General features: G+C 46.9%; 2 protein-coding genes. One reads left to right on the forward strand and one right to left on the reverse strand.

Going from position 1 to position 1,075, the window contains the following annotated elements; all coding sequences use genetic code 11:
* A partial coding sequence (locus tag KDK14_RS11760; RefSeq protein ID WP_257265314.1) for a Tex-like N-terminal domain-containing protein occupies nt 1-135 on the reverse strand: 135 nt, incomplete at its 3' end.
* Between the two features lie 390 nt (nt 136-525).
* Here KDK14_RS11760 and KDK14_RS11765 point away from each other — a divergent pair.
* Nucleotides 526-1,075 (forward strand): hypothetical protein (locus KDK14_RS11765; protein WP_257265313.1); only part of this gene is annotated, 550 nt, incomplete at its 3' end.

Genomic DNA, 1,075 nt, shown 5'->3' on the forward strand with positions numbered 1-1,075 from the left:
ACCGCCGGTGACCTCTTTTCGGTAACGGGCAATGAAAGGAACCGTGGATCCATCATCAAGCAGCTGTACAGCACTGGTGACCTGTTCGGGTCTGGCACCCAACTCTTCAGCTATGCGCTGGGAGATACTCTGCATAAAACACACTCATCATGGCAAACAAAATAATCGGACAGTTTCCGGTCAAGGTCTGGAAACAATACCATTTCTGCATCCAGCTGGTAATTAGTGTCTATCCTGACGTGAAAAATCAAGCCACCAAGACTCGCTAACAACCAGTGAAAACCGGGAATTATAACGAAACTGACCGGTTTGTATGCAAGCAAACCTTGAGAGTGCCGGAAAATGCCTGATCCGGGGCAGAATACGCAACTGGAAAAATTGCTATGGCAGGAACTTTTTACCCTGGTTACTGATCTATGGGTCAGGGACTGATTGATCAAACAAGCAACAACAGGACGATTCAAATACCCGTCACGGATCAACAGCCTTGTAATTTCACTTTGCGACAATATGATTGGAGTCATTATGGAACCAACAGCACAGAGTTACCTCGGCGGTTCGCAAAGCAATGCAGCCACAAGCAATTTGGCAAAAGACCATCAGGCCTTGAATAACAGTCTGGAGCCAATATCCCGGTTAGTGGCTAACTTTAACAAAAGTTGGGAAGTCTCTGAATCGGATCAGACTCAACCGTTCAAACGGATGAAACTGGATTTACCCCCCGGATGGATGGCCACCACAGATATTGGTGATCGCAAGCTTGTCGGACTGCATTTTTCCACGAATCATGACTTGCCAGATGTCAGGAAGGCTGATGCATCGCAACCGTATCAACCTGATATCGAGATGATACCCTGCGATAGTCGTGTTGAGCCAGACCCTGTAGCCCCTGCGAAGCGTGACATTTTTCAATGCCGGGCAAATTGCCTTGAATTCATATTACAGGACAGTTTCGACTGTTATATTATGCATGCCAGTTTTAGCCCAACGGGTAAGAACCTCTTAATCAATGGTTGCGACACCTTAAGAGAACATAGTCTGATAACCTGGCGGCAAGATGAGGATGGCAACTGGT

This window comes from Endozoicomonas sp. ONNA2 (genome assembly GCF_024606365.1).
In the GTDB taxonomy this organism is placed as follows: Bacteria; Pseudomonadota; Gammaproteobacteria; order Pseudomonadales; family Endozoicomonadaceae; genus Endozoicomonas.